28 protein-coding genes are annotated in these 23,436 nt (G+C 46.1%); 11 read left to right on the top strand and 17 right to left on the bottom strand.

Going from position 1 to position 23,436, the window contains the following annotated elements:
* The first annotated feature begins 106 nt into the window (after positions 1-106).
* Both fsa and OEU88_RS05055 read left to right on the top strand, forming a co-directional pair.
* On the top strand, positions 107-760 hold the full coding sequence (gene fsa, locus OEU88_RS05060) for a fructose-6-phosphate aldolase (protein ID WP_262694028.1): 654 nt from the start codon (positions 107-109) through the stop codon (positions 758-760).
* Positions 761-777: 17 nt separating this feature from the next.
* A complete protein-coding gene (locus tag OEU88_RS05055) occupies positions 778-1,437 on the top strand; it encodes a hypothetical protein (RefSeq protein ID WP_262694027.1) in 660 nt (219 codons plus the stop codon).
* On the opposite strand, the gene OEU88_RS05050 is transcribed toward OEU88_RS05055, so the two are convergent.
* The 3 genes from OEU88_RS05050 to purE all read right to left on the bottom strand — a co-directional run bounded on the left by OEU88_RS05050 (position 1,434) and on the right by purE (position 3,874).
* Positions 1,434-2,165 (bottom strand): SIMPL domain-containing protein, encoded by a 732-nt coding sequence (locus OEU88_RS05050; protein ID WP_262694026.1) that lies wholly within the window; start codon positions 2,163-2,165, stop codon positions 1,434-1,436. The two genes, OEU88_RS05055 and OEU88_RS05050, sit on opposite strands and share 4 nt — an antisense overlap.
* A gap of 125 nt (positions 2,166-2,290) precedes the next feature.
* Positions 2,291-3,367, bottom strand: coding sequence for a 5-(carboxyamino)imidazole ribonucleotide synthase (locus tag OEU88_RS05045; RefSeq protein ID WP_262694025.1), 1,077 nt, complete (start codon positions 3,365-3,367; stop codon positions 2,291-2,293).
* Between the two features lie 15 nt (positions 3,368-3,382).
* Positions 3,383-3,874 carry a 5-(carboxyamino)imidazole ribonucleotide mutase gene (purE, locus tag OEU88_RS05040; protein ID WP_262694024.1) on the bottom strand — a complete coding sequence of 164 codons (492 nt, stop codon included), beginning with the start codon at positions 3,872-3,874 and terminating at the stop codon, positions 3,383-3,385.
* 194 nt (positions 3,875-4,068) lie between these two features.
* Here purE and OEU88_RS05035 point away from each other — a divergent pair, with 194 nt between their 5' ends.
* Positions 4,069-4,809 carry a GGDEF domain-containing protein gene (locus tag OEU88_RS05035; RefSeq protein WP_262694023.1) on the top strand — a complete coding sequence of 247 codons (741 nt, stop codon included), beginning with the start codon at positions 4,069-4,071 and terminating at the stop codon, positions 4,807-4,809.
* 10 nt (positions 4,810-4,819) lie between these two features.
* Here the strand turns inward: OEU88_RS05035 and OEU88_RS05030 are convergent, their stop codons facing one another.
* Positions 4,820-5,017, bottom strand: coding sequence for a YdcH family protein (locus tag OEU88_RS05030; RefSeq protein ID WP_262694022.1), 198 nt, complete (start codon positions 5,015-5,017; stop codon positions 4,820-4,822).
* Positions 5,018-5,061: 44 nt separating this feature from the next.
* Here OEU88_RS05030 and OEU88_RS05025 point away from each other — a divergent pair, with 44 nt between their 5' ends.
* On the top strand, positions 5,062-5,571 hold the full coding sequence (locus OEU88_RS05025; protein ID WP_262694021.1) for a TIGR02444 family protein: 510 nt from the start codon (positions 5,062-5,064) through the stop codon (positions 5,569-5,571).
* Positions 5,572-5,744: 173 nt separating this feature from the next.
* Entirely contained in the window at positions 5,745-5,912 is a 168-nt protein-coding gene (locus OEU88_RS05020; RefSeq protein WP_262694020.1) for a DUF465 domain-containing protein, read from the top strand.
* Positions 5,913-6,009: 97 nt separating this feature from the next.
* Here the strand turns inward: OEU88_RS05020 and OEU88_RS05015 are convergent, their stop codons facing one another.
* Positions 6,010-6,603, bottom strand: coding sequence for a DUF1013 domain-containing protein (locus OEU88_RS05015; RefSeq protein ID WP_262694019.1), 594 nt, complete (start codon positions 6,601-6,603; stop codon positions 6,010-6,012).
* 185 nt (positions 6,604-6,788) lie between these two features.
* Positions 6,789-7,766: an NAD(P)H-quinone oxidoreductase gene (locus OEU88_RS05010; RefSeq protein ID WP_262694018.1), complete on the bottom strand. Its 978-nt coding sequence runs from the start codon at positions 7,764-7,766 to the stop codon at positions 6,789-6,791.
* Positions 7,767-7,881: 115 nt separating this feature from the next.
* On the opposite strand from OEU88_RS05010, the gene OEU88_RS05005 reads away from it, so the two are divergent.
* Positions 7,882-8,076, top strand: a complete 195-nt coding sequence (locus tag OEU88_RS05005) for a DUF1192 domain-containing protein (protein ID WP_262694017.1) — start codon at positions 7,882-7,884, stop codon at positions 8,074-8,076.
* A gap of 15 nt (positions 8,077-8,091) precedes the next feature.
* Entirely contained in the window at positions 8,092-8,514 is a 423-nt protein-coding gene (locus OEU88_RS05000; protein ID WP_262694016.1) for a GFA family protein, read from the top strand.
* Positions 8,515-8,526: 12 nt separating this feature from the next.
* Here OEU88_RS05000 and OEU88_RS04995 read toward each other — a convergent pair whose 3' ends face one another.
* Entirely contained in the window at positions 8,527-9,708 is a 1,182-nt protein-coding gene (locus OEU88_RS04995; protein WP_262694015.1) for an indoleamine 2,3-dioxygenase, read from the bottom strand.
* Positions 9,709-9,805: 97 nt separating this feature from the next.
* On the opposite strand from OEU88_RS04995, the gene OEU88_RS04990 reads away from it, so the two are divergent.
* Positions 9,806-10,258 (top strand): Lrp/AsnC family transcriptional regulator, encoded by a 453-nt coding sequence (locus OEU88_RS04990; protein ID WP_262694014.1) that lies wholly within the window; start codon positions 9,806-9,808, stop codon positions 10,256-10,258.
* Between the two features lie 123 nt (positions 10,259-10,381).
* Here the strand turns inward: OEU88_RS04990 and OEU88_RS04985 are convergent, their stop codons facing one another.
* Positions 10,382-10,840 (bottom strand): Hsp20 family protein, encoded by a 459-nt coding sequence (locus OEU88_RS04985; RefSeq protein WP_262694013.1) that lies wholly within the window; start codon positions 10,838-10,840, stop codon positions 10,382-10,384.
* 195 nt (positions 10,841-11,035) lie between these two features.
* On the bottom strand, positions 11,036-11,260 hold the full coding sequence (rpmE, locus tag OEU88_RS04980) for a 50S ribosomal protein L31 (RefSeq protein WP_262694012.1): 225 nt from the start codon (positions 11,258-11,260) through the stop codon (positions 11,036-11,038).
* A gap of 189 nt (positions 11,261-11,449) precedes the next feature.
* Here rpmE and OEU88_RS04975 point away from each other — a divergent pair, with 189 nt between their 5' ends.
* Positions 11,450-13,231: an ABC transporter transmembrane domain-containing protein gene (locus OEU88_RS04975; RefSeq protein WP_262694011.1), complete on the top strand. Its 1,782-nt coding sequence runs from the start codon at positions 11,450-11,452 to the stop codon at positions 13,229-13,231.
* A 16-nt stretch (positions 13,232-13,247) separates the two neighbouring features.
* On the opposite strand, the gene OEU88_RS04970 is transcribed toward OEU88_RS04975, so the two are convergent.
* A complete protein-coding gene (locus OEU88_RS04970) occupies positions 13,248-13,994 on the bottom strand; it encodes an alpha/beta fold hydrolase (RefSeq protein WP_262694010.1) in 747 nt (248 codons plus the stop codon).
* Between the two features lie 154 nt (positions 13,995-14,148).
* On the opposite strand from OEU88_RS04970, the gene OEU88_RS04965 reads away from it, so the two are divergent.
* Complete coding sequence (locus tag OEU88_RS04965; RefSeq protein WP_262694009.1) at positions 14,149-15,096, top strand: sulfotransferase family 2 domain-containing protein; 948 nt, start codon at positions 14,149-14,151, stop codon at positions 15,094-15,096.
* Between the two features lie 15 nt (positions 15,097-15,111).
* Here the strand turns inward: OEU88_RS04965 and OEU88_RS04960 are convergent, their stop codons facing one another.
* From OEU88_RS04960 to efp, 6 genes are all read right to left on the bottom strand, one after another.
* Positions 15,112-16,173 carry a serine hydrolase domain-containing protein gene (locus OEU88_RS04960; RefSeq protein ID WP_262694008.1) on the bottom strand — a complete coding sequence of 354 codons (1,062 nt, stop codon included), beginning with the start codon at positions 16,171-16,173 and terminating at the stop codon, positions 15,112-15,114.
* Between the two features lie 38 nt (positions 16,174-16,211).
* Complete coding sequence (locus OEU88_RS04955) at positions 16,212-17,729, bottom strand: M20/M25/M40 family metallo-hydrolase (protein ID WP_262694007.1); 1,518 nt, start codon at positions 17,727-17,729, stop codon at positions 16,212-16,214.
* A gap of 85 nt (positions 17,730-17,814) precedes the next feature.
* Positions 17,815-18,909: a peptidoglycan -binding protein gene (locus OEU88_RS04950; RefSeq protein WP_262694006.1), complete on the bottom strand. Its 1,095-nt coding sequence runs from the start codon at positions 18,907-18,909 to the stop codon at positions 17,815-17,817.
* Positions 18,909-20,084 (bottom strand): hypothetical protein, encoded by a 1,176-nt coding sequence (locus OEU88_RS04945; protein WP_262694005.1) that lies wholly within the window; start codon positions 20,082-20,084, stop codon positions 18,909-18,911. Before OEU88_RS04945 ends, OEU88_RS04950 begins: the two co-directional genes overlap by 1 nt.
* A gap of 184 nt (positions 20,085-20,268) precedes the next feature.
* Positions 20,269-21,081, bottom strand: a complete 813-nt coding sequence (locus OEU88_RS04940; protein ID WP_262694004.1) for an inositol monophosphatase family protein — start codon at positions 21,079-21,081, stop codon at positions 20,269-20,271.
* Positions 21,082-21,111: 30 nt separating this feature from the next.
* Positions 21,112-21,678 (bottom strand): elongation factor P, encoded by a 567-nt coding sequence (efp, locus tag OEU88_RS04935; protein ID WP_262694003.1) that lies wholly within the window; start codon positions 21,676-21,678, stop codon positions 21,112-21,114.
* A 426-nt stretch (positions 21,679-22,104) separates the two neighbouring features.
* On the opposite strand from efp, the gene OEU88_RS04930 reads away from it, so the two are divergent.
* Entirely contained in the window at positions 22,105-22,683 is a 579-nt protein-coding gene (locus tag OEU88_RS04930; RefSeq protein ID WP_262694002.1) for a peroxiredoxin family protein, read from the top strand.
* Positions 22,684-22,769: 86 nt separating this feature from the next.
* On the opposite strand, the gene thiE is transcribed toward OEU88_RS04930, so the two are convergent.
* Positions 22,770-23,420, bottom strand: a complete 651-nt coding sequence (thiE, locus tag OEU88_RS04925; RefSeq protein ID WP_262694001.1) for a thiamine phosphate synthase — start codon at positions 23,418-23,420, stop codon at positions 22,770-22,772.
* Positions 23,421-23,436 lie beyond the last annotated feature (16 nt).

The following is a 23,436-nucleotide window of genomic DNA, read 5'->3' as shown; positions in this document are numbered from 1 at the left end:
TATAGACCTTGAAATTGATGCTGATCTTTAATAGGCACTTCGGTGAGAGGCGTTAAGTTATTTCACGCCGTAACATAGCTAATCAAGCGACCCAAGGAGCGCCGCCATGAAATTCTTCCTCGATACAGCCAACATTGATGAAATTCGCGAAGCGAACGCAACCGGGCTCCTGGACGGTGTAACAACCAACCCTTCTCTCATCAAAAAATCTGGTCGCGACTTTTTTGAAGTTATTACCGAAATCGCAAAAGAGGTTGAAGGTCCTGTTTCCGCTGAAACAGTAGCCCATGACCATGAGACCATGCTGAAAGAAGGCATGAAGTGCGCAAAAATTGCTGACAACATTGCCGTTAAAGTACCGCTTACCATTGATGGACTTAAAACATGTAAAGCCCTGCGCGCTGAAGGTATCATGGTTAATGTCACACTGTGCTTTAGTGCAAATCAAGCCTTGCTTGCAGCCAAAGCTGGTGCAAGTTTCATATCACCATTTGTTGGTCGTCACGATGACGTTGGCTTCAACGGCATGGAACTAATCGAAGATATTCGCGTTATTTATGACAATTATGGTTTCGACACTGAAATTCTCGTTGCTTCTGTTCGCCACCCTACCCACATCCTCGAGAGTGCACGTATTGGTGCTGATGTAGCGACTTTCCCGATTGATGTCCTGCGCAAGCTGTTCAATCACCCGCTCACCACTAACGGTCTTGCAGGTTTTGATAAGGACTGGGCTGCGACAGGCTTCTCTATCCTCTAGACGCTATGTAAAGTTCTATGGAAGAAAGCGCCTTCACAACATTACAAAGTGAGATCACATGGCCTGATCTCACTGATGTTACGCCGTGGGACTACACTCTCGGCGGCGGCGGACGGCACTTAGTCGACGAGATTATCGTTGAGACCAAAGCAAAGCTGCTGCTTGAAATCGGCTGCTTTATGTGCTCGTCAACACGGCGTTGGCTGGATACACACTCTACACTCAACGTTATTGGTATCGACCCTTGGGATGATGGACTGATTGAACAAGTTAGCCGTTATATTGGTCGTCCCAACCTCACCCGCAAATATCCTGATCTTGAAACCCAGCGACAGTTCCTGCACGATGTAGAGACACAAAAACCCTTCCCAACAGCACTTGCAAATGTTCAGGAATTCAAAGGCCGGTTTGTTCCCGTTCAGGGCTATTCACCTGATAAACTATACGAGCTAAAAGAACGCGGTATCGAACCTGATGTTATTTATATCGACTGCAACAAGAAACCTGATGAGCTGGAGGTCAGCCACGAACTGTGGCCAAACGCTTACATAACAGGTGATGACTGGCATTGGAGCCGCACAAAGGGATACCCGATGCGGCAAATTGTTTATGCTTTCGCCGAAAAGCATGGCTTTAAAGTGGAAGCGGAACGCGCAACCTGGGTGCTAAAACGTTAACTTTCCAGCACATAATCAAGTGTTGTCACAACGCGCACTTTTTTATGGATTTGATTCGCTTCAGATAATCCAAGTGCATTTTCTGCAGGCAAAATCTCAAACCTTCCCTGAACTGCGCGACGGATACCTTCGATGTCAGCGCCTGCGTCCTTAGCAAACTTCTGTGCAGCAAGCCGCGCATTAGCAGTAGCTTCAGCAATCATGTCTGGTTTTATATCATTAAGCTGCGTGAAAATATATTGCGGTCCATCATTGCCATTGTAGCCTTCTATATTACCAAGAAGCACACCTGCATCCAGCAATTCGCCGACATTCTGCGACGCTTGCGCTACCGCATTAATGTTGTTCGTACGCACCAAAATGGTTTGTTGCAATAAATAGCGCAAGGCAACATCACGGGTGTTGTAGGTGCGCGCAAGCTGATCAAGAATTCGCAAATTCTGTAGCTCAATATCACTACGCTCAATGTTGTATTTATCCAGAAATGCAAATCCTGCGGTTTGTGATTTTTTCAGTGCTTCTCTGGCTTCGGCAAGGTTATTGCTGGCGCTGACATAACTGATTGCCCAAACGGCACGGTCCGCCATTACCTGCTTTTCAGCTAAGCCCTTTACACTCACAAATCTTTCAATTTTACTGGCATCAGAGACACCACCGCCTATAAACCAGCCGCTAAACGCAATACCGATTGAAAGTGCAGCACTTGCTGCAACTATCGGAAATTTCATCGTCAATTCACTCCTGAACATCACCTCGCATCACTCGCAAGGTGACAGGTACGCAGAAAATGTGCCCGCAATGAGACAGAATGGTGTTTTAAAAATGCAGAAGGGTACTGGACAAAAAAGCCCGCTTATTCACTTTTATCCACCCACGTTACATGACCCATTTTACGGCCAACGCGCGGTTCGTTTTTACCGTAATGATGAAAGGTTGCATTGGGGTCTTTGAGATACTGCTCGTAATCAAGGATATCATTACCTAGTAAGTTTTTCATACGTACAGCACCAAGCGCATCTGTTGGGCCAAGTGGTAAATCACAAATAGCGCGAATATGTTGCTCAAATTGGCTTGTCATTGCACCGTCCATTGTCCAATGACCAGAGTTGTGCACACGAGGTGCCATTTCATTGACAATGATTTCGTTCGTCGCATCGGTAACAAACATTTCGACCGCCAGCACACCAACATATTCAAGCGCATTGGCAATTTTTGTTGCCATTACTTTTGCTTTTGCTTCAACAACCTGATTAATTTTTGCCGGGATGGTCGTTGTATCCAGAATATGATTTGTATGGATATTTTCACTTACCGGATAAGCAGCCACATCGCCAGACGCGCTGCGAGCGACAACAACACTGATTTCTCGGTCAAACTGGACAAAGCCTTCAAGAATGGACGGCGCGCCCTTTGTTACACCCATGACATTCTCTATGTCCTTGGCAACCTTGATCATCTTTTGGCCTTTACCATCATAACCAAATTGCCGCGTTTTTGCGACAGCGGGGCGCCCTATTTTCTTATATGCGTCCTTTAACTCTTCTTCGGTTTCAAACATCTGAAATGGTGCGGTTTTCATACCAGCATCATTTAAAAACGTTTTTTCAACCAGACGATCTTGCGTAACCTCAAGCGCATAAGCCCCTGGACGTAAAAGTGTGTTTTCAGCAACTATCTGCGCTGTGCGCGCAGGTACATTCTCAAATTCATAAGTAACGACATCAACACTGCGTGCGAAATTAACCAGTGCTTCTTCGTCTTCGTAGGTAGCTACTGTAGAAGCAAACGCTACATCAAAAGCCGGGCTCGCTTTGTCCGGGCAAAACACATGAACACGGTAACCGAGCTGAGCTGCCGCTAGAGCTTGCATGCGCCCTAGTTGACCTCCACCAAGAATGCCTATCGAACCACCTGGATTAATTCTGGTCATGATCTATTCCTGCCTCTAATCCACTGGTGTTTCAGCAACCGATGCCGTTTGTTCAGCCCGCCATGTATCCAAACGATCAGCAAGTTCCGTATCCATCAATGCCAAAACGCTTGCTGCAAGCAGACCGGCATTTATCGCACCAGCTTTACCTATGGCAAGCGTGCCAACAGGAATGCCGCCTGGCATTTGTACAATAGATAACAAGCTATCTTTGCCTGACAACATGCTTGACTGGATCGGCACGCCAAACACCGGCAGCGGTGTCATAGCAGCAGCCATTCCTGGTAAATGAGCGGCCCCACCTGCTCCGGCTATTATGCATTGGATACCGCGCGCCTTGGCAGACTTGGCATAATCATAAAGACGGTCAGGTGTCCTGTGCGCAGAAACAATCTTGGCTTCATAAGCAACACCGAGTTCATCCAACACACCTGCTGTGTGTTTCATGGTCGGCCAATCAGACTGACTTCCCATGATAATGCCAACAATTGGCATAGCTTCAGACATGGCCCTAACCCCATCATTACAGGCTGGTTTTTCAACCAAAGAATGCGAGCGCGCATTATAGGCAGCAACCTTTTGAATGCAAGATTAGCTTTAAAGCGTTTTTAAACGATGAAATCCGCAGGATTCTCTTGTAGAGGCCGCCCTTTTAAGACTAATAATAGACGGGGGCAGAGGCTAGAGCGACGGGAAATGAAATGAAAGTCAGTAGTACACCAGGCATATCCCGCACTGCGCCTACGCGCGCCACAAAGAAAGCGTCAGAAACCGATACGGTATCAAATGCGCCTAGCGTACGCCGTATTGATGATACAGTTCAAATTCTGGGCATCCCACCAGAAGAGATGACAGACCGCGTTCATTCCGCAATTCTTTCGCTGATGCAAGAAGTTGAAAGCTTGAGAGGTGAACTGGACCGCACCAAAAGCCGGATGCGTGAAATAGAAGATGTGGCGGACACTGATGCATTGCTGCCAATTCCTAACCGGCGTGCTTTCGTTCGTGAACTCAATAGAATGATATCTTTCGCTGAGCGTTACGGAACACCTTCCACGCTCATGTTCATCGACCTGAACGATATGAAAAATATCAATGATGAATTTGGCCACGAAGCTGGCGATAAAGCCTTATTTCATGTCGCTAAATTATTGGTTGATAACGTTCGTACCACCGATGTGGTTGGCCGCTTGGGCGGCGATGAATTCGGCGTTATTCTAGCACAGGCGGATGAAAGAATTGGCAAAGAGAAGTCTCAATCTATTGCAGATATTATTGAACAGCATCCAATTTTGCTGGGTGACAAACCTTATAAAATGAGTTTGGCCTTTGGCATCTATACATTTCGGTCAGGTGATAAGCCTGATGATGCACTCGATAAGGCGGATAAAGCTATGTATGAAAACAAGCGTGATATTAAGGGCGAAGAAAATATCCGCTAACACATGGTCGTTAAGCAATAATATCCGGCAACAATAACCCTTCCAGTTTACTGATTTCATCCTTCAATGATAGTTTGCGTTTTTTCAGGCGCTGGACTCGTAAAAGATCAAATGAATTTGCTTCTTGAAAGGCTGCGATGGCCTCATCAAGGTCTCTGTGTTCTTCCTTTAGCGCAGCAAGACGCAGCTGGACCGCTTCTTCGTCCATCTTTCACCTTTCGCATAAGATTATCTGAATGCTATCATTATAACATGATGACAATAGACCGAGAAGCACCCTTTGATACAGAACTGCTAAAATCAGAAGATTTTTGGCTTTTTTCACTGAATTTGTACGGCAAAGCCGACATCAAAGACGCCTGTATTCACTTACAAGATAATCACGGTGCAGACATTAACTTGATATTGCTGTGTTGCTGGCTTGACCATAAAGGCATTGAGCTTCACGAGGCATTATTTGATAGCTTGCTGCAAACATCGACATATTGGCAGAATGATATCCTGCAACCGGCTAGACAGCAAAGGCGCACAACAAACAAACAAGCAGCGTTGTACAACACCATGCTTAATCAGGAATTAGAGCTCGAAAAACAAGAACAAAAAGCACTGCTGGATATAATCAATGCCTCCGCGCAAGAACAAAAATCAACAACAAAAGATAATGATCAAAGTCTTTTACGTTACGGTAAAATATTAAAGCTACCCAAAGCCGTAATTGATGCATTTATTCAAACGAAATCCAGTTTCGCGCCTGCATATTGATAGCTCGAGTCTCTCTGGTTTTACCCTTTGGTATGATATTCAGCGTTACATGGCCGGAAACTAAGTCTTGATGACTATTAATAAACTATCATTTTCAAATTCTTGCGTGACTCAGGCTTCATAGAATGGTGAAATAAATCTGTTACATAAAAATCAATGAAGGAGAGACGGGTATGAGCATACAAATGCATGTTGAAAGCCTTAATAAAAAGCATGCCGAAATTGAAGATGTTATCGCTCGCGAAGAGTTACGCCCCCAACCAGATGGGATTCGCTTGAAGAAACTCAAAAAAGAAAAACTCCTCCTCAAAGAAGAACTACACCGACTGGTCAGGCATTAGCTATAATTTAGCCTGAATTAAAAAGAGCGCGAGACATCAAGTCTGGCGCTCTTTTTGTATGTTCAGCAACTCGTAGACCGAGCCTGTACATCAATATTTACTCAGCAGTATCGGCCTGTTCACTGGCCTTATCACCTGCTTCACCAGCACCTGCTTTCGCCGCAGTTTTTGCTTTACGCGCAGCAGCCAGTTGAACCGCTTCATCCAGCTCGGTTTGGCGACACAGGCCCAAACCAACAGGATCTTGCGGTTTGATATTTTGAATATTCCAATGCGAACGCTCACGAATGGCCTGAATTGTTGGCTTGGTTGTTCCAACCAAACGGCTAATTTGCAAATCAGATAGCTCTGGATGGCTACGCACTAACCATGCAATCGCATCAGGCTTGTCTTGTCTTTTTGATACTGGCGTATAACGAGGGCCTTTAGTCCGCGGCACAGCTTGCACATCATCAACAGATATTTTCAACCGCGCTGACGGATCAGCCGCACAGCGTTCAATTTCTGCATGTGTTAATTGAGCACTTGAGGTTGGGTCTTGCCCTACAATGTGCATACCTACAGTGCCATCAGCGATGCCTTGCACTTCAAGGACATGAAGCTCACAAAAATCAGCGATCTGATCAAATGTAAGCGTTGTATTATCAACAAGCCAAACTGCTGTTGCCATGGGCATTAACGGTTGTGTCATACCAAATTCCTAAATTACAAATCCTCTCCCTCAGGTCAACTAATGCTGACCTGGCCCTTTGGTATTCAGTTATACTGAAGGGCAGAAGAGCTTATCTTCTGTCAACATTCTTAGCAGTAGTTTGCGGCAATGTCACCGCGAAAACGCACAGTGTTTCAAAATCTGGCCATACTGTGCAAAGCCGTTTAAATCTCAAGAACGATTTTCCCCATATGCGTACTGCTTTCCATTAAAGCGTGGGCCTTGTTAGCTTCTGATAGTGGTACAACAGTATCGATAACAGGCTGGACTTTCCTTGACGCAAGTAATGGCCACACATGCTCTTGCAGTTTAGCAGCAATGGCTCCCTTAAAGTCATTATCCCGTGGTCGAAGTGTGCTGCCCGTTAAAGTCAACCGCTTGAGCATCACGGGCAACATATTGAAAGCAACACTTGGACCTCCTAGAAACGCGATAGATACATGCCTACCATCTGGAGCAAGGCACCCAATGTTCTTTTCAATATAATCACCGCCTACCATATCAAGCACAACGTTAACGCCAACGCCATTTGTATAAGTGTTGACCTCCTCAACAAAATCCTGTTCTCGGTAATTGATAACAAAATCAGCACCCAAATTGTTACAAAATGCTACTTTTCCGGCATTGCCAACGGTTGTAATAACCTTGGCGCCAAAAGCTTTTCCCAACTGAATTGCCGTTGATCCAATTCCTGATGACCCACCATGCACCAGCAGTGTTTCAGTAGATTGCAATGCGGCACGATCAAATACATTGGACCACACGGTAAAATAAGTCTCTGGTATCGCCGCAGCTTCGATAAACGTCAAACCATCCGGTATCGGCATACATGTTTGTGATGGTGCTGTGCAAAATTCTGCATACCCGCCACCCGGCACCAGTGCACAAACGGCTTGCCCTATTTCTAATCCGGAAACACCTTCCCCAAGCGCTTCGATCGTTCCAGCAACCTCTAAACCTGGAATATCTGATGCACCAGGTGGAGGTGGATATAAACCCATGCGCTGAACAACATCAGGACGGTTCACACCCGCAGCCTTAACAGCAATAAGCACTTCGCCATTTTTTGGTACTGGTTTTTCTCGCTCTGTGATCACTAGAACATCAGGACCGCCTGGCTCGCGAATTTCGACAGCTTTCATTATAATTTTCCAACTTAGAATAATTAATTTAGCAATTATGATGAGTTGAATACTTATCACAAGTGTTTGCTAGTGATATATTCATGTAACTCTCATCAACGTACGAGCATATGATATGGATTTCGACGACCTGCCAACCAAGAAAACCGGCCCTCTTACCGATTTGGAAAAAGAAGATTTGTCAACAATCAGTGTTGATGAGTTGCAAGAACGTATCGAGCGCCTTTCTGCCGAAATTGAGCGCACAAAAACTGAAGTATCTGCAAAAAGCGTCAGCCGTTCGGCTGCTGAAGCATTTTTCAAGTCATAGAATCAGGAGTTTGCAATGACCGCGTTGCTACAAGGAGGTTGCCGGTGCGGCGTTGCACGTTATGAGGTTGATTTATCTAATAGTTTCACTTTGAATTGTCATTGTATTGACTGCCAAAAACACTTGGGCGCTCCCTACTCTGTTTTCACCATTGTACAAGCTAATCAATTCAAATGGCTGAGCAAACCCAACGGCAATATAGCATTTAGCGACTTGGCGACCCGCAGTTTCTGCGACAAGTGCGGCACATATCTAAAATGGGAGGGCAAGAACGAAAGCGACAAGGCAGAATTCAATGCCATGACCTTGGATAACTCGATTGAAGTCACAGTTGATGCAGAGATTTTCACACGGTCACGCCTGAACTGGATTAAGGCTCTCGATAATGTTCCACAATATGAAGCGGGACGAAACATTCCCGCTTCAAAACCAGTTTAATAGTACACAACACTAAAGCTTGGCGCGGACCAAATGTTCGCGTGCTTCATCTCTATGTTTTTTCAGATACTTCATAAACGGTGTACCGCCAGTCCCCACATCAGCAGCATTACCCTCGCCGCCGTTGGCTTGTTTGTTAATGTAGCTCGCAGCATATTCGAGGTGGCGGGTACGGAATTGAGCTAACTTGGTCACAATCTCATTGTACAAGTCCTGCAATCCTTTGGAATCGCTACTCTTCACATAAGCGCGCAAGTTACTATTCGCCCTTATGTCCTCAATGAAGCGCCGATGCGCCGGAGGCCTGTATGCATGCAGCTCGTCCAGATAACTGCGCAATGGGTCATTGGCGTGATCAATGCCAAGGAATGCATCCATTGACGGCACGATAGAAGACTGTGACCCGGTTTGACCGCGAAACACTTGCGGGTGACCTTCCGTTTCTTCCACGCCTTCATAAATTAACCCATTTCCTAAAGCCGGATTATCTTTCCATCCGTGAATCCAGGGACGAACACGGTGAAAATATATATAAGGATCACAACGTTCAGGCATGCGGTTGAATATTGCATTCACGTCATCCCACACACCTGACATGTTTTTCAGCATGGTTAGCAAGGCTGTTTGGTCATCATTTGATACAGCATCAATCATGCGCGGAATGGCAGCCAACATTTCACCAGCGCGCGCTTCAATCGCAACATGAATAAGAACGAACCATGCTTCATCCTGCCCGCTTACAAATGGTTGCAACATTTGGATATTGGACAAATCTATCGGTCCGCTCTCGTCAACTCTTCCCCAATTATCGAGTACATAACCAGAATATGTCAGCAACGGTTTTTGATCTATCGCTTCAGCCAATTGCCATATGGGAACAGCCAAACATTTTGGCAGAGACTTTGGTGCAACATCTTCGCCCCACACATATGCCTGTACCATAAAAGAATAATGTACCATGGCTGCGCGTTGCTCAGCTTCTGAGGTGTTCTTGCAAAATGCTGCCAAGTCAATGTACGGCATTGCCTCAAGGTGCTTGCGCACATGCCCTGTAGGAATGAGTTGAGGTAAGGCCATCGCGGTCTTAACCGCAGGCTCCAGATAATCGGGTAAGTCTATTGATGTGGGGTCAATCGATGACAAAAACCCACGCTCCGGCGATATATCGTATGACGCAATATCCATGACAGACATGGTGCTCTCCTGCTAATTAAAATTTAGCACAACAATAATTGTCCATGCAGATTAAATCATTGCAAAATCGCCTTATATTTAAGATATTAAACAACAAATGATCGAATTAGATAAAATAAACAGCAAAATATTGCACGAGCTTGAGAGCAACGGGCGCATCAGTAACACTGACCTGGCATTACGTGTTGGGTTATCGGCATCAGCATGCCTGCGCCGTGTGCAAGAATTGGAACGCACAGGTATCATCAGCGGTTATCGTGCAAAATTGGATCGTAGCAAACTCGGCGGCAATATTACTGTGTTTGTTATGGTGGGGTTATCCGAACATTTGAAAAAAGATGCGCGGGCTTTTGAAGAAGCTATGATTACAGCACCACAAGTACGTGAGTGTCATAACATAACAGGTTCGGTAGAATACCTTCTGCGTGTAGAAGTTTCAAACCTGTCTTCATATAAAGAATTTCACGCTGAAGTACTTGGCACACAATCACAGGTCAGCAGCATCACGTCATATATAAGCCTTGGATCGCCTAAAGACATGCGTGCCTGATACATGGCCGCACCATTTTTATGTATATATCGAAAAGGTGGAGGCAAAGCGGGGAGGATGCCTGCCTCCACTAGTGGACGACAGCGAGGAGCGTCGTTAGTTCAATCGTTACAAAGAAAGCAGTTAGGCTGCGTCAGCCTCAATTGTTTTCACTTTTGGTTCTGTGGATCGAATTTCAATCTCGCGTGGCTTTTTATGATCAGGGATCACACGCTTTAAACCAACCTCAAGCAGGCCATGTTCAAAACTTGCATCACCGACCTGAATAGTGTCTGCAAGCTCAAAGCGTCGCTCAAACGCGCGCTTGGCGATTCCTTGATGCAGGAAACGACGGCCTTCGCTGTCTTCTTTCGCTTTTCCTGCAAGTATTAATGTGCCGTCCTGAACAGTAACTGTCAGTTCTTCTGGTGAAAATCCGGCAACAGCCATCGTCACGCGGTAGTCATCCTCTGACAGTTTTTCAATATTATAAGGCGGGTATGCGCTTGCACCTTCTGTCGATGTAGCCGAGTCGAGTAATCGGCTCAAATGGTCAAAACCTACAGTACTACGCATTAATGGTGATAAATCAAAAGTTCTCATGACAAGTTCTCCTAATGAAGCAACTAAATTCTGGCCAGCCATTATTGGCCTAGCCGATTAACCTTGCCCGGTCCCGCCAATGCAGCAACCGAACACAGTTTATTTAGGAACTCGTCAAAACCCTTGCAAGAGGGCCAAACAGAAAAAGGCGCCCAAAAGGCACCTTTTTCTTTTATTAACAATAACTTGTATTGTTTATTTTTTGAGAGAAAGAGCCCCAAAACGCTTCTTGAAGCGAGCCACCTGGCCACCTTCAACAAGGTTACGGGTACCACCTGTCCAAGCAGGATGAGATTTAGGATCGATCTCTAGATTTAGCGTATCGCCTTCCGAACCCCACGTTGAGCGAGTTTCAAAAGTAGTCCCGTCTGTCATAACCACTTTGATTGTGTGGTAATCGGGATGAATTTCTTGCTTCATTGGTCATGTCTCCAAAAACGAGGCGTCCGTATAGGTCAATAAATGGGCTATTGCAAGACTGTTTTCATGTTTTATGAATATTAGATTCCGTCCGGTGCAAACTTTCTTTATGGAATATGCAATATCGTTCATTGGCAATCAGCATCTGCCCCCCTATATGTCAGTGCACACAACGAGGAATAAGTTTAAATGGCTGACAGCACCATCCGCGAAGAACATCAACCACCAAAAGGCAAGTTAGCTAATCTAAAAACATTATGGTCCTTTATCAGTGTTTATAAATTGCAGCTATTTTTTGCGTGTTTCTTCCTTCTTATTGCCGCAACAACCGTATTGGTCTTACCTACCGCTTTTGGTGATATTATCGATATTGCATCGTCAGATGAAGGCCTAAAACCTGAAGGATACCTTACCTTCCTTGCGATTGTTGTAATTGCAATGGCCGTTGCCACAGCCATGCGTTTTTACTTTGTAACTTGGCTTGGTGAGCGTGTTGTGGCAGACATACGTAAGGCCGTTTATGAACGCCTGATAACCTTATCACCAGAGTATTTCGAAGCTAACCGACCCGGAGAGATCGTCTCCCGCTTAACGGCTGACACAACACTGGTTCAAACCATTGTTGGGTCCAGCGTTTCTGTGTGGGCGCGTAATATCCTAATTGCCATTGTTGGGTCGGTATGGCTTTTCGTGACATCACCGTCACAAATGACCTATTTTGTCATTGTCGTACCACCTCTGCTTTTCGCTATCATTTATATTGGCCGCCGCGTGCGCAAATTATCACGGTCTAGTCAAGATAAAGTGGCAGATGTGGGAGCGCGTGCAAACGAGTCGCTATCAGCTTTAAACATTGTACAAGCTTTCACGCAGGAAGCTTTCGAAGCAAAACGATTTGGCACGCATGTGGATGATGCTTTTCAACTGGCAAAACGCCGTATTCGCGTACGTGCCTTTCTTACATTTTTGATTATTTTCATTTTGTTTAGCGGTATCGCAATGCTGCTGTTTAACGGCGTACAAAGTGTTTCAACCGGCACAATGTCAAAAGGTGAGATGTTTGATTTTGTCATGCGCTCAATCTTGGTTGCCAGCTCTTTTGCCTCACTGTCAGAGGTCTACAGCGAACTGCAACGTGCTGCAGGTTCAGCAGGTCGGTTAGCTGAGTTACTTAGTGCAGAGTCAACGATTAAAGCACCTGCGAAACCACATGCTCTGCCACAAACTGTAGACGGTGATATTCGTTTCGAAAATGTAACATTTCATTACCCGACCAAAAAGAATATTGCCGCAATCGATGGGTTTAATCTGCATATCAAGCCAGGCGAAACTGTCGCACTTGTAGGACCATCTGGCGCTGGCAAATCCACACTCCTGCAATTGTTGCTTAGATTTTATGATCCGCAAACAGGAAAAGTCACCATAGACGGCATTGACCTGAGAGACACAGAACCGACTGAGTTTCGTAAGCATTTGGCCTTTGTTCCTCAAGAAACAATTATTTTTGCTGATACAATTGCTGAGAACATTCGGTATGGTCGGCTCGAGGCCAATGACGACGATGTTCGTAACGCTGCTAAAGCTGCTGCTGCAGAGGAGTTTATTACGGTAAGCGATGAGGGATACGACACATTCCTTGGTGAGCGCGGCACACGCCTTTCAGGTGGACAACGCCAACGCATAGCCATTGCACGTGCTATTCTACGCGATGCGCCCATTCTTCTTCTTGATGAAGCAACAAGCGCCCTTGATGCCGAGTCAGAGTTAAAGGTACAGAGTGCGCTGGATCACTTGATGGAAGGACGTACCACGCTTGTCATTGCACACCGCCTCGCCACTGTTAAAAAAGCAGACCGCATTATTGTGATTGATGAAGGCAAGATTGTTGCCGAAGGCACTCACGACGAGCTTGTGGCAAAAGACGGCTTATACAAACGCCTTGCCCACCTTCAGTTTTCTGTCGGGCAGTGAACGAACAACAGGTGTTTTACTTTAGTGCTCGCACAAACCACTGTGTCATTACATCGGGCAATGTCGGATCATGAATTAATAAAGGTTGCCCATGAAGGCGACCTCCATAACGAATGAATTGAGTGTGCTTGGATTTCGATCCATTCACAACACGCTCCGTTGCGATAATTGCTTTCTGCCCAAGTGCATTTCTATCATCAATGGAAACTATACCCAAAACAGGTAATTGATGACGGGCATTCAGCATTTTCCAATTCTCTTCAGGAAACCAATAAGGCCTCAGTGCTGCTGAGAATAGCATCAACGCTTTAATTTCTCTGTTCTGGCTAGCTAACAATGCTGCCATACCACCACCGCAACTTGCACCGCCCACGCCTCGTGTCGTGACACCTTGAGTGTGCCTTACCCACGCCCCGTATATTTGCCCAATGTCCTGCGAAAACAGTTTCGTCGATTTTTCGTAAGACGCTTCGATATCAAACGCATCCGACTTGCTTTGCCCGTAACCGCGAAAATCAACTGTCATCGTGCCGATACCAGCCATATTCAGCTTTCTTACGACAGGAGACCACATGGTTTGATCACGGTTACACTGATGCATAAGCAATACGGCAGCATTACTGTCTTTTGGCGTCGTTACATTTGCAACGAGCGTATGCCCATCCTTCATTTGAATTTCTATCGCTTCGGCAAAGGCAGATTGCGTAACAACCATGCTTAAAATCAACAGACTAAGTCGATACATAAATAACAAATAAGACATAAGCATCCTTTCAACACTTATATGTTATATTGTTTCAAAAACCTTGTTAACTGAAAACTTGCGACAAAGCCTTCATGCCTCGCTATGGTGCCAAAACTCTATAATGTTTTGAAACATGCTGCCATGAAGCCGGACAAACCGAAGAGACCTTGATGTGAAACCGCTCCTATTTATTCATATCCCAAAAACGGCAGGCACAAGCCTGAACAAAGCCGCAGAAAGCTTGTTTGGTTCTCATGCAATTGAGAAAGATTACGGCGCAGAAAGCGCTACCACCACGCCTTTGGTAAGACACCACATATACGCCGCAGGCCATCACGGCCCATTTGCCTTGATTGAAGCAATCAAATCTTCACAAACACAGTGGCTAACAGGTCATGTACATGCTGACCGTTACGTAAATTTGATAGGCTGCGATAATACAATCAGCTTCGTACGTGACACCCTTGAGCGTGTCGTTTCCGAATATGTACACCGCGTTTCAAAAGAAGGTGAAACACGGTCATTTGAAAACTTTTATCAAGACCCTTTGGAAACTAACAAACAGTTTCGCATGATCGGACAAATGCCATGGCAAGCATTTCATCTTGTGGGTATTCAGGAAAGATATGAAGAAAGCTTGAACTTATTAAACCAGACAAAAAGCTTATCGCTCGCCCCGTTCAGGGCAAATACTAAATCTTCTGACATGCGCCCCGCCATAAGTGAAAAAACATATGCAGATATTCAAAAATGGAATGAACGCGACTGTATTTTTGTTCAACATGTACATGCCTACCTAGAAAAACAGATTGAGGCACAGCGCCAAAACAAACCCTTTTGCTTTCATGACATGGGGTTTGAAGCCGATAGGCATGTTATTGGCTGGGCTTTCTATCAAAACAACAAGTCACCTGTCGAAGTTGGTTTATTTATCAATGAAAAGCTTGTTGAAACAACATATGCACATGAACACCGGCCTGAATTGCAAAACTTGCTTACGCCCCGTGCAGGCCACAATGGCTTCCGGTTTGTGCTTACGCCTTATACAGCGGCACAGTCTGTCAGTATCAAAGCATTAAATACTGATCAGACCCTTTTCGAGTGGCAGCGCCAAACATAGACATTTGTTCATAAACTATTCGCTGAGGTCCGGCACCAAAGATGGCACGAGCTCACGCGTTAGAAGCTGCAGTGCCTTAAACTGTGTCGGCTTTCCATAGTTTTTACCGGTAAACGAAGCGACCAGCTCAAGCTCAGGAATGATAAAAATAAAGTTTCCGCCATTACCATGTGCATACATAATGCTAACAGGCTTATCCTTCACTTTACCATTGTCGTACCACCACAAAAATCCATATTGCTGTCTGCGTTCAGGAATACGCGTCTGGGGTTCAACCATATCTTTTATCCAGCGCTTGCTGATAATCTGCTCGTCTTCCCAAACACCTTCGGCGGCAACCATTAAGCCAATTTTCTGTAAATCGTTAAGACGAAGGCGCAAGTGACCACCCGTGTCAGTGTGATCTGTCGGCGTTTTCTCCCAGCGCGCGCCTTCTATCCCAAGCGGCGCAAACAATTTTTGCTCCGCATATGCCGGTACAGGCATGCCTGAAAGCTTTTCAATAACACGGCCCAATGCAACAACACCGCCTGTGCAATAACTGAAGTGTTTTCCACGTTCATAAGCCACAGGCTGATTAACCCAAAAAGCAAACCAATCTGCCGTCTCATACATCTTATCTTCGTGACCAACCGAAGCAGGCGCCCAGTCATTACAGGCCAAACCACCACGCATGGTCAGCAAATCTTCAATGCGCAGCGAATGACGAGGGTCAGAGCGGCCCAAATTGGCAAATTCATCCTGAAGGATGGAAGACAGTTTAACACGCGTATTTTTTAGTTTACCTTCATCGATCAATGCACCAATCAACAAAGCAGTTACGCTTTTAGTAGCTGAACGTATATCATGCCGTTTTCCTGCATTATACCCGGGCGCATATACCTCAAAAAGCACATCGCCGTTTACTGATAAAACGCCGCCCGTTACACCCTCATGCTCACCCTGCTCTATTTCAGCAGCAACACGTGCAACAACAGGATTGTCTGCGTGTGATGGTGAAACACCAATGAACAATATACAAACAGACACGACACTTATCGATACAGCACGCACCCACCGTTTCGTATCAAACCACATACAGCTAACCCTCATTTATAAGTCAATGTTCAGCAAATCTAAAATGGCTGTGTCAGAATTGCGAGATAAGCCTTCACACCTTCAACATAGTTCCCAAGACGCAGGTTCTCGTTTGGGCTATGCTGATTATTCTCAATGAAAACGGCAGGAACAAGAATAGCCGGGAACCCAAGGCTGTCGACAAAAGGAGATATCGGTATTGAGCCTCCTCCGGTGCGTATTTTCACAGGCGGCTCACCAAACGCACGCACAAGTGCACGTTCAGCCCAAGCACCGGCTTCAGAGTTTAACGGGGTTCTGAAAGCCCTGTATGAAACCTCATAGTCAAAAGAAATCAAACGATCATAAGATTGTCGCTCCGCTTCAGTCGGCGCGTCCCCACTAATGATATGATAACCCTGATCAATCACATACTGCCTGATAAGGCCAATCAATCGCTCGGGGTCGTTTTCAAGTACAAGGCGAACATCAAGCTCTGCCGTCGCTGTAGACGGAATGATTGTACGTGCTTGCGCTCCAACCCACGCACTCTCAAGACCCAGCACACTAATACTGGGGTATTGTATAGACTCCTGATACGTGCTCGCCACGCCATCAGGTGTTTTAAAACCGATAGACCGGCGAATGGCAGGCTCATCATCGGGCACGCTGTTAATCACAGCACGCGTTTCAGGGCTGATATTAATGCCGTCATAAAAACCAGGTATCAACACCCGACCATCAGCATCTTCCATGCCAGCTAAAAGCTGGCTAAGGCGCATGGCAGGGTTTGGTACATAGTTTCCGTATGTGCCGCTATGCTGTGGGCGACGTGGCCCGAATGTTGTGAGAGAAATGGTTGCGATCCCTCTTGCGCCAAATACAAGGGTTGGCCTGTTGCTGGTATGTCGCGGACCATCATATATCAGCAACATATCTGCGGACAAATCGTCTTTGTATTTTTCCACGGCCGCAGGCAAATGAGGCGACCCAAGTTCCTCTTCAAAATCCATAATGACTTTTACATTATGCGTGAGTTGCAATCCTTCACCGTCCAGAACATCCAGCGAAGTGAGGAACATGGCTGCAGGCCCTTTTGCATCGGATGCCGCACGAGCAAAAACACGCCACTCAGGATCAAAACCTGTTTTTAGGTTATCCCAATCAATAATCTGCCATTCACCGTTTACCTGCTGCTTAAGAACAGGCTTGTAAGGGTCTTCCTGGTTCCACCGGCTCGGATCTACCGGTTGACCATCGATTTGCAAATAAATGAGCACCGTTTTGTCTGCACCGGCCACCTTGCGTTCAGCAAGCAGCAGTGGCGGCCCACCTGTTTCCAACACTTTTGTTGTAAAATTTCGGCTTTCAAATGCCTCCGTCATCCAGGCAACATTCATGGCAACATGTTCAGGAAAGTGCGCATTACTAGGAATGGAAAGTATATCTTTCAACACTTGATACGATGGCTTGATATAGGGAGCTGTTAAAGCATCGAGTTCTTTTGCATTTGGCAAATCCTGACCGTAAGCAACATGCCCCGTTCCAGTCAGTGCGGCACACACGCTCGTAGCCATTATAAACTTCCGCATTGTCTCTAACATGCTATCAACTCCCCAATGTGATACAAATTATCCAGACCATCAGCGTCGAAACAAAGCTCTAACGCTGTGTTAGACGCATTTCGATCCGACGATTACGTGAATAAGCAAAAACATTTTCTGCCGGGTCCAGCGGCTGAAATTCACCAAAACCCGCTGCAGCCAAACGCTCCGGCGCAACACCTGCTGAAACCAGAAAGCGCACCACACTTATTGCGCGTGCACTTGAAAGTTCCCAGTTACTTGCATAAGCAGCCGTTGCGATAGGTCGTCTATCTGTGTGTCCATCAACACGCAATATCCACGGCAGGTCAGACGGTATTTCCTGAGAAATGGCGATAAGTGTTTCGGCAAACTTTCGCATTTCAGCACGGCCTTCAGGGCCTAATTCTGCCTGGCCACTGGCAAACAATAATTCAGACGCAAAAACAAAACGATCACCTTCAATCCGAATTTCAGGGCGGGTTGAAAGAACTTCCTTTAACCGACCAAAAAACTCAGACCTATATCCGGCCAACTCTTCTACTTTGCTCGCCAAAGCACGGTTTAATCGGCGCCCCATGTCCACGATAACAGCTTGGCTACGCCTATCTCTTTCCTCGCTTGACTGCAGCGCAGATTCCAATCTTGATAACTGCTCGCGCAAGGCTGTTACGTTTTGTTCAAGCACATTAACTTGTTCACGAGCACGTGCTGACAGCAAGCGCTCTTCGTCTAGCTCAGATGATGAAAGATTATATTGCTGCTCAAGCTCACCAGCGCGCATCGCAAGAGCGTCGCGTGCTGCTGTAATTTCAGCCAAACTTGAGCGTGTTTGTGCCAAGCTTTGCTGCGCTGTATCTAGTTGTGCACTGAGGTTGTCACGATCAGCATTTGCAGAGGTCAGCGAACTAGACAGCTCCGCCATACTGGTGCGCAGCGACGCGCTTGCTTGTTGCTCTAGACGCAATAGGTTACCAAGCTGGGCCACTTGTCCGCGCAGTTCAGTAAGCGCCTGTTCTCGCCCAGACAATGCCTGCCCGAGGAAAAACTGTGCCAACACAAACATCGATAGTAAAAATATGATCACCAGCAGCAATGTGGACAAAGCGTCAACAAAACCCGGCCAGCTGTTATCCGGCCCTTGTCCACCTATGCGTCTACGCGATGAAAACATCAGTCGCGCTCATCCGTCTTACTGCGCTGTGCATCAAGGCCAGCGGATATAGTACGAGCTAACAACTTCAACTCTCCGCGCAAATCATCCGACAGCGCTTCGCTCGCACGAGTTTGCTCATCAATCAAACGTTTGATGCCTACATCAAGATTGCGGATATGCTGTTTTGTTGCATCATCCATTACGGCAACAGGTGTTACTGGCTGTGCTGACAAACTGCTTGCCTCTGCCAGCTTTGTTATAGCAGCGCCAAGTGCCTGTTCAGACTCTGCACCCTTAGCCAAATGGGTAGACTGGGCATCAAGGCGATCTGCAAGTGACGCCAATGACTCTGCGATACTAACCATCGTAGCCTGCTGTTGCGCCCGCCCGCCTTCTGATTGCTTGAGCGTACGCTGCAGCCGATCAATACCATCAGCAGTTTGTTCCATAAGGGCTGTCATGTAGGACGAAGGACTTGCAACACCTTCAGCAACCTCACTACGGGATAAATGTGTAACCGAGGCAAGCCAATCTTCAACATCATTATAGAAACGCGTTTGAGATTGTGTAGCTTGCAAATCCATAAACCCCATGACCAAACTGCCAGCCAAACCAAACAATGAACTTGAAAAGGCAGTGCCCATACCTGAAAGAGGTGCTTCTAGACCGGACTTCAACTCATCAAACATCAAAGCCATGTCGTTGCCATCAACAGTTAGACCATTAATAGTCCCGCCAATAGCACCGATAGTTCCCAGCAACCCCCAAAAGGTACCAAGTAGCCCAAGAAAAATAAGAAGTTGAGTGAAGTACCGTGTAACTTCGCGGCCTTCCTCAAGACGCGATGCAATACCATCCAGAACGGATCGCATGGACATGGTAGACAGGCGCATACCGCCTTCTTCTTGCGCTGACAGCAATGCAGCAGCAGGTGCCATCAGGCGCGGCGTTACGGATGAGGCAGCGCTTTCATGACGCTTAAACGCCTTAATCCATTCAATTTCCGGCCTCAGGTCAAGCACACGACGGAACGCGAAAACAACACCAATAAGCAAAGTTGCCGCAATTACACCGTTTAATACAATGTTCGCTAGAAAAGCACTTAAAAGCGCGTCTTTAAGAAGAACAACGAGCACAATAACTGCCGCTAAAAACAACAGCATTCTGTTCATAAACTTATGCGGTTTCTGCATATCTTCGCCTTCCCCTCGACGCCAATAAACACCATCAACGTGTATATCATCAAAAAGCTAGTTTAAGGGCGAAATTATGACATGCAATGGGAAGCTTTACGAATATGAAAATTGCATTGCTTCAGACACACATATTTTGGTGGCTTTTGGCGGTAACTTTCGTATTTGTTTCGGAGAAACTTGCTTATTTAGCAGTTAAACTACGACGTGCACGTTTAACCATACGATCAAGCGGCGCATGTAAATGATCATTGGCTGCAACAACATCACCTGTTTTAAGGACATCCTGGCTACCTTTAAAATCAGTGACATAACCACCAGCCTCGCGCACCAACAGTACACCTGCAGCAATATCCCAAGCTTTTAGCCCGGCTTCCCAAAAGCCATCATAACGTCCTGCTGCAACGTAGGCGAGGTCGAGCGTGGCAGCACCAAACCGGCGGATACCAGCAACTTGCGGTGCAATCTCTTGCATTTCCGCAATGAATTCTGCATGTCCATCACGTCCGCGAAACGGAATACCTGTTGCAAGCAGAGCATCATCCATTTTCCTACGACCAGAAACACGCAGACGCGTATCATTCATGTAGGCGCCCTGGCCTTTTTCTGTCCAAAACAGCTCATCTGTTATCGGTGCATAGATAACGCCAGCCGTGATTTCACCGCGTTCTTCAACTGCCACTGTAATCGCAAAGTGAGGCACACCGTGGATAAAGTTTGTTGTGCCATCAAGCGGATCAATAATAAAACGTATGTCTTCGCGTTCGCCTTTAACTTCACCGCGCTCTTCCATCAGAAAGCCAAAATCTGGCCGAGCATGGCTTAATTCATCATAAAGCAACTTCTCAACACGACGGTCTGCCATTGTCACAAAATCCGCGGGGCCTTTGCGTGATACCTGCAATTGCTCCACTTCACCGAAATCACGACGAAGGTCGCGACTAGCTTTCATAACAGCAGACACCATGACGTTAATGAGTGGGGAACGACGGGCCATCAAGCCTCTCCTTGCAGGTAGTAAAGTTGATTATGATTCAGCGCGACTGACGTATGTGCGCTCAAGCGTGGAAACAACAATCTTGTCACCAGCATTAACAAAAGGTGGTACCCCAACGCGAATACCGTTTTCCAATAACGCAGGCTTATAGCTGCTGGACGCAGTCTGTCCCTTAACAACTGGCTCAGTCTCGGTCACTTCAAGGGTAACTTTTTCTGGCAAACTAACACCAAGCGGGGTTTCTTCGTGAAATTCTATGCGTACCTGCATACCATCTTGCAAGAAAACAGCATCATCACCAACATCTTCAAGCGAGATGGAAATCTGCTCGTATGTTTGTTGATCCATGAAGTTAGCCATGTCGTCAGCGATATATAGGAATTGATAATCCTTCTGTTCAAGGCGAACCTTTTCTACCTTTTCAGAAGAACGAAAACGTTCATTGAGTTTTGTCCCATCACGCAAGTTTTTCAATTCAACCTGCAAATAAGCACCGCCTTTACCAGGCTGTGTGTGTGCAATCTTTACTGCGCGCCACAAACCACCTTTGTGTTCGACAACATTGCCCGGACGGATGGTATTTCCATCAATCTTCATGAGGACACCTCTTTTAAACATTTCATAGATCAAAGAACAAGTTGGAGCGCGGTGTATCAGTTTTAAGAGCGGGATGCAATGCATCCGATACAGCTTTTACACGCTTTCTCTATACGCGTTTCACACCCATCTGCTGTCCGGCAATGAACGTAAGTCGCATGTTTAAGTAATTTATACCGCAAGAATCGATATCACGTTTATTTTCAATCCTTCGTGCGCCTGCATGATCAGGCAAAACAAAGATGATCTGTTAACAACAAACACTGAATCAATTCAGATAACACAACCACATGACCGCAAAGCCTTGGTGACGCTATACTTTCAGCGGTCACGACCTTGTGACTGCAAATATGCACAAAACAGCTGCAAAACTGCACAGAATCAATCATATTGCCGCCATTATTTTTACAACTAAGGTTTAAAACCATGAAAAACTTCAAACTGCTAGTCGCTGCGGTGTTTGGTTTGGTTGCTATTTCTCTTTCAAGCCAAGCTGACGAAATGGCCGCACTAAACATTGGTCCTGCCATCGGTGATGTTATTGAGATGGATTTTGCTGCTCCTGATCAAGATGGTAATCTGCAAAGCTTCGAAACATTTGCCGGTGAAAAAGGCGCAGTTGTTGTGTTCTTTCGTTCTGCAAAATGGTGTCCATTTTGCCAAATGCAATTGATTGATCTGAATACCAACGCCATGAAAGACATTAAGGGCCGTGGTTATGGCATGGCAGCAATCAGCTATGACCCGCCAAAAGATTTGGCACGCTTTGATGCGAAATGGAAAGTTGGCTTTCCGCTACTGTCGGATGATGGCTCTAAAATGATTAATGCACTTGGTATTCGCAATGAAGAATACAAAGAAGGGCATTATGCGCACGGCGTTCCTCACCCTGTCATTTTCGTATTAGACAAAGACAAAAAGGTAATCGCGAAACTTAATCGTGAAGGCTACCGTGATCGTCCAGAACCTACAGTTCTTATCGAAGCACTAGACAGTCTGTCTTAATCAGACTTCCGACTAAATTGTTATGAGCCAGCTTACGCATGTAAGCTGGCTCATTTAATTCCATGAAAGCTTATAGGCTAGAGCCATTACGCAAGCGCTTGGTTAAATGTCCTAACTGCAGCCACTGGGCCTTCAGCATAATCCCAGACACCGCTACTAACAGCAACGAAATGCGCGCCTGCATCTGCAAGCTTACGGCAATTCTCAACGGTAATACCGCCAATAGCCACACAAGGAATATCAGTAATTTCATCCCAAACTGTCAGTAGCTCCAAGTCAGGGCGAAATTCGGTTTGCTTAGTATTTGTATCAAAGAATGCACCAAAGGCGACATAATCAGCGCCAGCGTCGCCAGCTTCATAAGCCAAATGTTTACTATCATGGCAGGTAACACCGATATCTTTATCATGCCCCAGCAAAGCACGCGCCGTTTTGATATCTCCGTCATGTTGACCCAAGTGCACACCGTCCGCATCAAGCTCGGCTGCCAAATCAGCACGATCATTCAGAATGAAAGCAACATCATGTTCATGACAAACAGGCATTAGCACTTTAGCCACCGAGATAATTTCTTCGTCAGAAACATCTTTCAAACGCAACTGCACGCAAGCAACGAAGCCTGTTGCAAGTACATTGCTAAGCGTTTTTGCAAATGCTGCAGCATCATCAATTTGAGCTGGCGTAATAAGATAAAGTTCGCATACCTCATCGCGGTCACTTTTAGGCGCTTTTACCATGGCAGCTTACCTCTAT

The sequence above is a fragment of the Kordiimonas aquimaris genome (assembly GCF_025574485.1).
In the GTDB taxonomy this organism is placed as follows: Bacteria; Pseudomonadota; Alphaproteobacteria; order Sphingomonadales; family Kordiimonadaceae; genus Kordiimonas; species Kordiimonas aquimaris.
This window is presented reverse-complemented; position numbering and strand designations above follow the sequence as displayed.

Coding starts and splice junctions, on each gene's coding strand:
- OEU88_RS05050 (WP_262694026.1), bottom strand. CDS start 2,165: ATGAAATTTCCGATAGTTGCAGCAAGTGCTGCACTTTCAATCGGTATT.
- OEU88_RS05035 (WP_262694023.1), top strand. CDS start 4,069: ATGAAAGTCAGTAGTACACCAGGCATATCCCGCACTGCGCCTACGCGC.
- OEU88_RS04995 (WP_262694015.1), bottom strand. CDS start 9,708: ATGTCTGTCATGGATATTGCGTCATACGATATATCGCCGGAGCGTGGG.
- OEU88_RS05045 (WP_262694025.1), bottom strand. CDS start 3,367: ATGACCAGAATTAATCCAGGTGGTTCGATAGGCATTCTTGGTGGAGGT.
- thiE (WP_262694001.1), bottom strand. CDS start 23,420: ATGGTAAAAGCGCCTAAAAGTGACCGCGATGAGGTATGCGAACTTTAT.
- OEU88_RS05010 (WP_262694018.1), bottom strand. CDS start 7,766: ATGAAAGCTGTCGAAATTCGCGAGCCAGGCGGTCCTGATGTTCTAGTG.
- OEU88_RS05020 (WP_262694020.1), top strand. CDS start 5,745: ATGAGCATACAAATGCATGTTGAAAGCCTTAATAAAAAGCATGCCGAA.
- rpmE (WP_262694012.1), bottom strand. CDS start 11,260: ATGAAGCAAGAAATTCATCCCGATTACCACACAATCAAAGTGGTTATG.
- OEU88_RS04970 (WP_262694010.1), bottom strand. CDS start 13,994: ATGTCTTATTTGTTATTTATGTATCGACTTAGTCTGTTGATTTTAAGC.
- OEU88_RS05015 (WP_262694019.1), bottom strand. CDS start 6,603: ATGACACAACCGTTAATGCCCATGGCAACAGCAGTTTGGCTTGTTGAT.
- purE (WP_262694024.1), bottom strand. CDS start 3,874: ATGTCTGAAGCTATGCCAATTGTTGGCATTATCATGGGAAGTCAGTCT.
- efp (WP_262694003.1), bottom strand. CDS start 21,678: ATGAAGATTGATGGAAATACCATCCGTCCGGGCAATGTTGTCGAACAC.
- OEU88_RS05000 (WP_262694016.1), top strand. CDS start 8,092: ATGACCGCGTTGCTACAAGGAGGTTGCCGGTGCGGCGTTGCACGTTAT.
- OEU88_RS04985 (WP_262694013.1), bottom strand. CDS start 10,840: ATGAGAACTTTTGATTTATCACCATTAATGCGTAGTACTGTAGGTTTT.
- fsa (WP_262694028.1), top strand. CDS start 107: ATGAAATTCTTCCTCGATACAGCCAACATTGATGAAATTCGCGAAGCG.
- OEU88_RS04960 (WP_262694008.1), bottom strand. CDS start 16,173: ATGTGGTTTGATACGAAACGGTGGGTGCGTGCTGTATCGATAAGTGTC.
- OEU88_RS04940 (WP_262694004.1), bottom strand. CDS start 21,081: ATGGCCCGTCGTTCCCCACTCATTAACGTCATGGTGTCTGCTGTTATG.
- OEU88_RS05055 (WP_262694027.1), top strand. CDS start 778: ATGGAAGAAAGCGCCTTCACAACATTACAAAGTGAGATCACATGGCCT.
- OEU88_RS05005 (WP_262694017.1), top strand. CDS start 7,882: ATGGATTTCGACGACCTGCCAACCAAGAAAACCGGCCCTCTTACCGAT.
- OEU88_RS05030 (WP_262694022.1), bottom strand. CDS start 5,017: ATGGACGAAGAAGCGGTCCAGCTGCGTCTTGCTGCGCTAAAGGAAGAA.
- OEU88_RS04930 (WP_262694002.1), top strand. CDS start 22,105: ATGAAAAACTTCAAACTGCTAGTCGCTGCGGTGTTTGGTTTGGTTGCT.
- OEU88_RS04990 (WP_262694014.1), top strand. CDS start 9,806: ATGATCGAATTAGATAAAATAAACAGCAAAATATTGCACGAGCTTGAG.
- OEU88_RS04945 (WP_262694005.1), bottom strand. CDS start 20,084: ATGCAGAAACCGCATAAGTTTATGAACAGAATGCTGTTGTTTTTAGCG.
- OEU88_RS05025 (WP_262694021.1), top strand. CDS start 5,062: ATGATGACAATAGACCGAGAAGCACCCTTTGATACAGAACTGCTAAAA.
- OEU88_RS04955 (WP_262694007.1), bottom strand. CDS start 17,729: ATGGCTACGAGCGTGTGTGCCGCACTGACTGGAACGGGGCATGTTGCT.
- OEU88_RS04950 (WP_262694006.1), bottom strand. CDS start 18,909: ATGTTTTCATCGCGTAGACGCATAGGTGGACAAGGGCCGGATAACAGC.
- OEU88_RS04975 (WP_262694011.1), top strand. CDS start 11,450: ATGGCTGACAGCACCATCCGCGAAGAACATCAACCACCAAAAGGCAAG.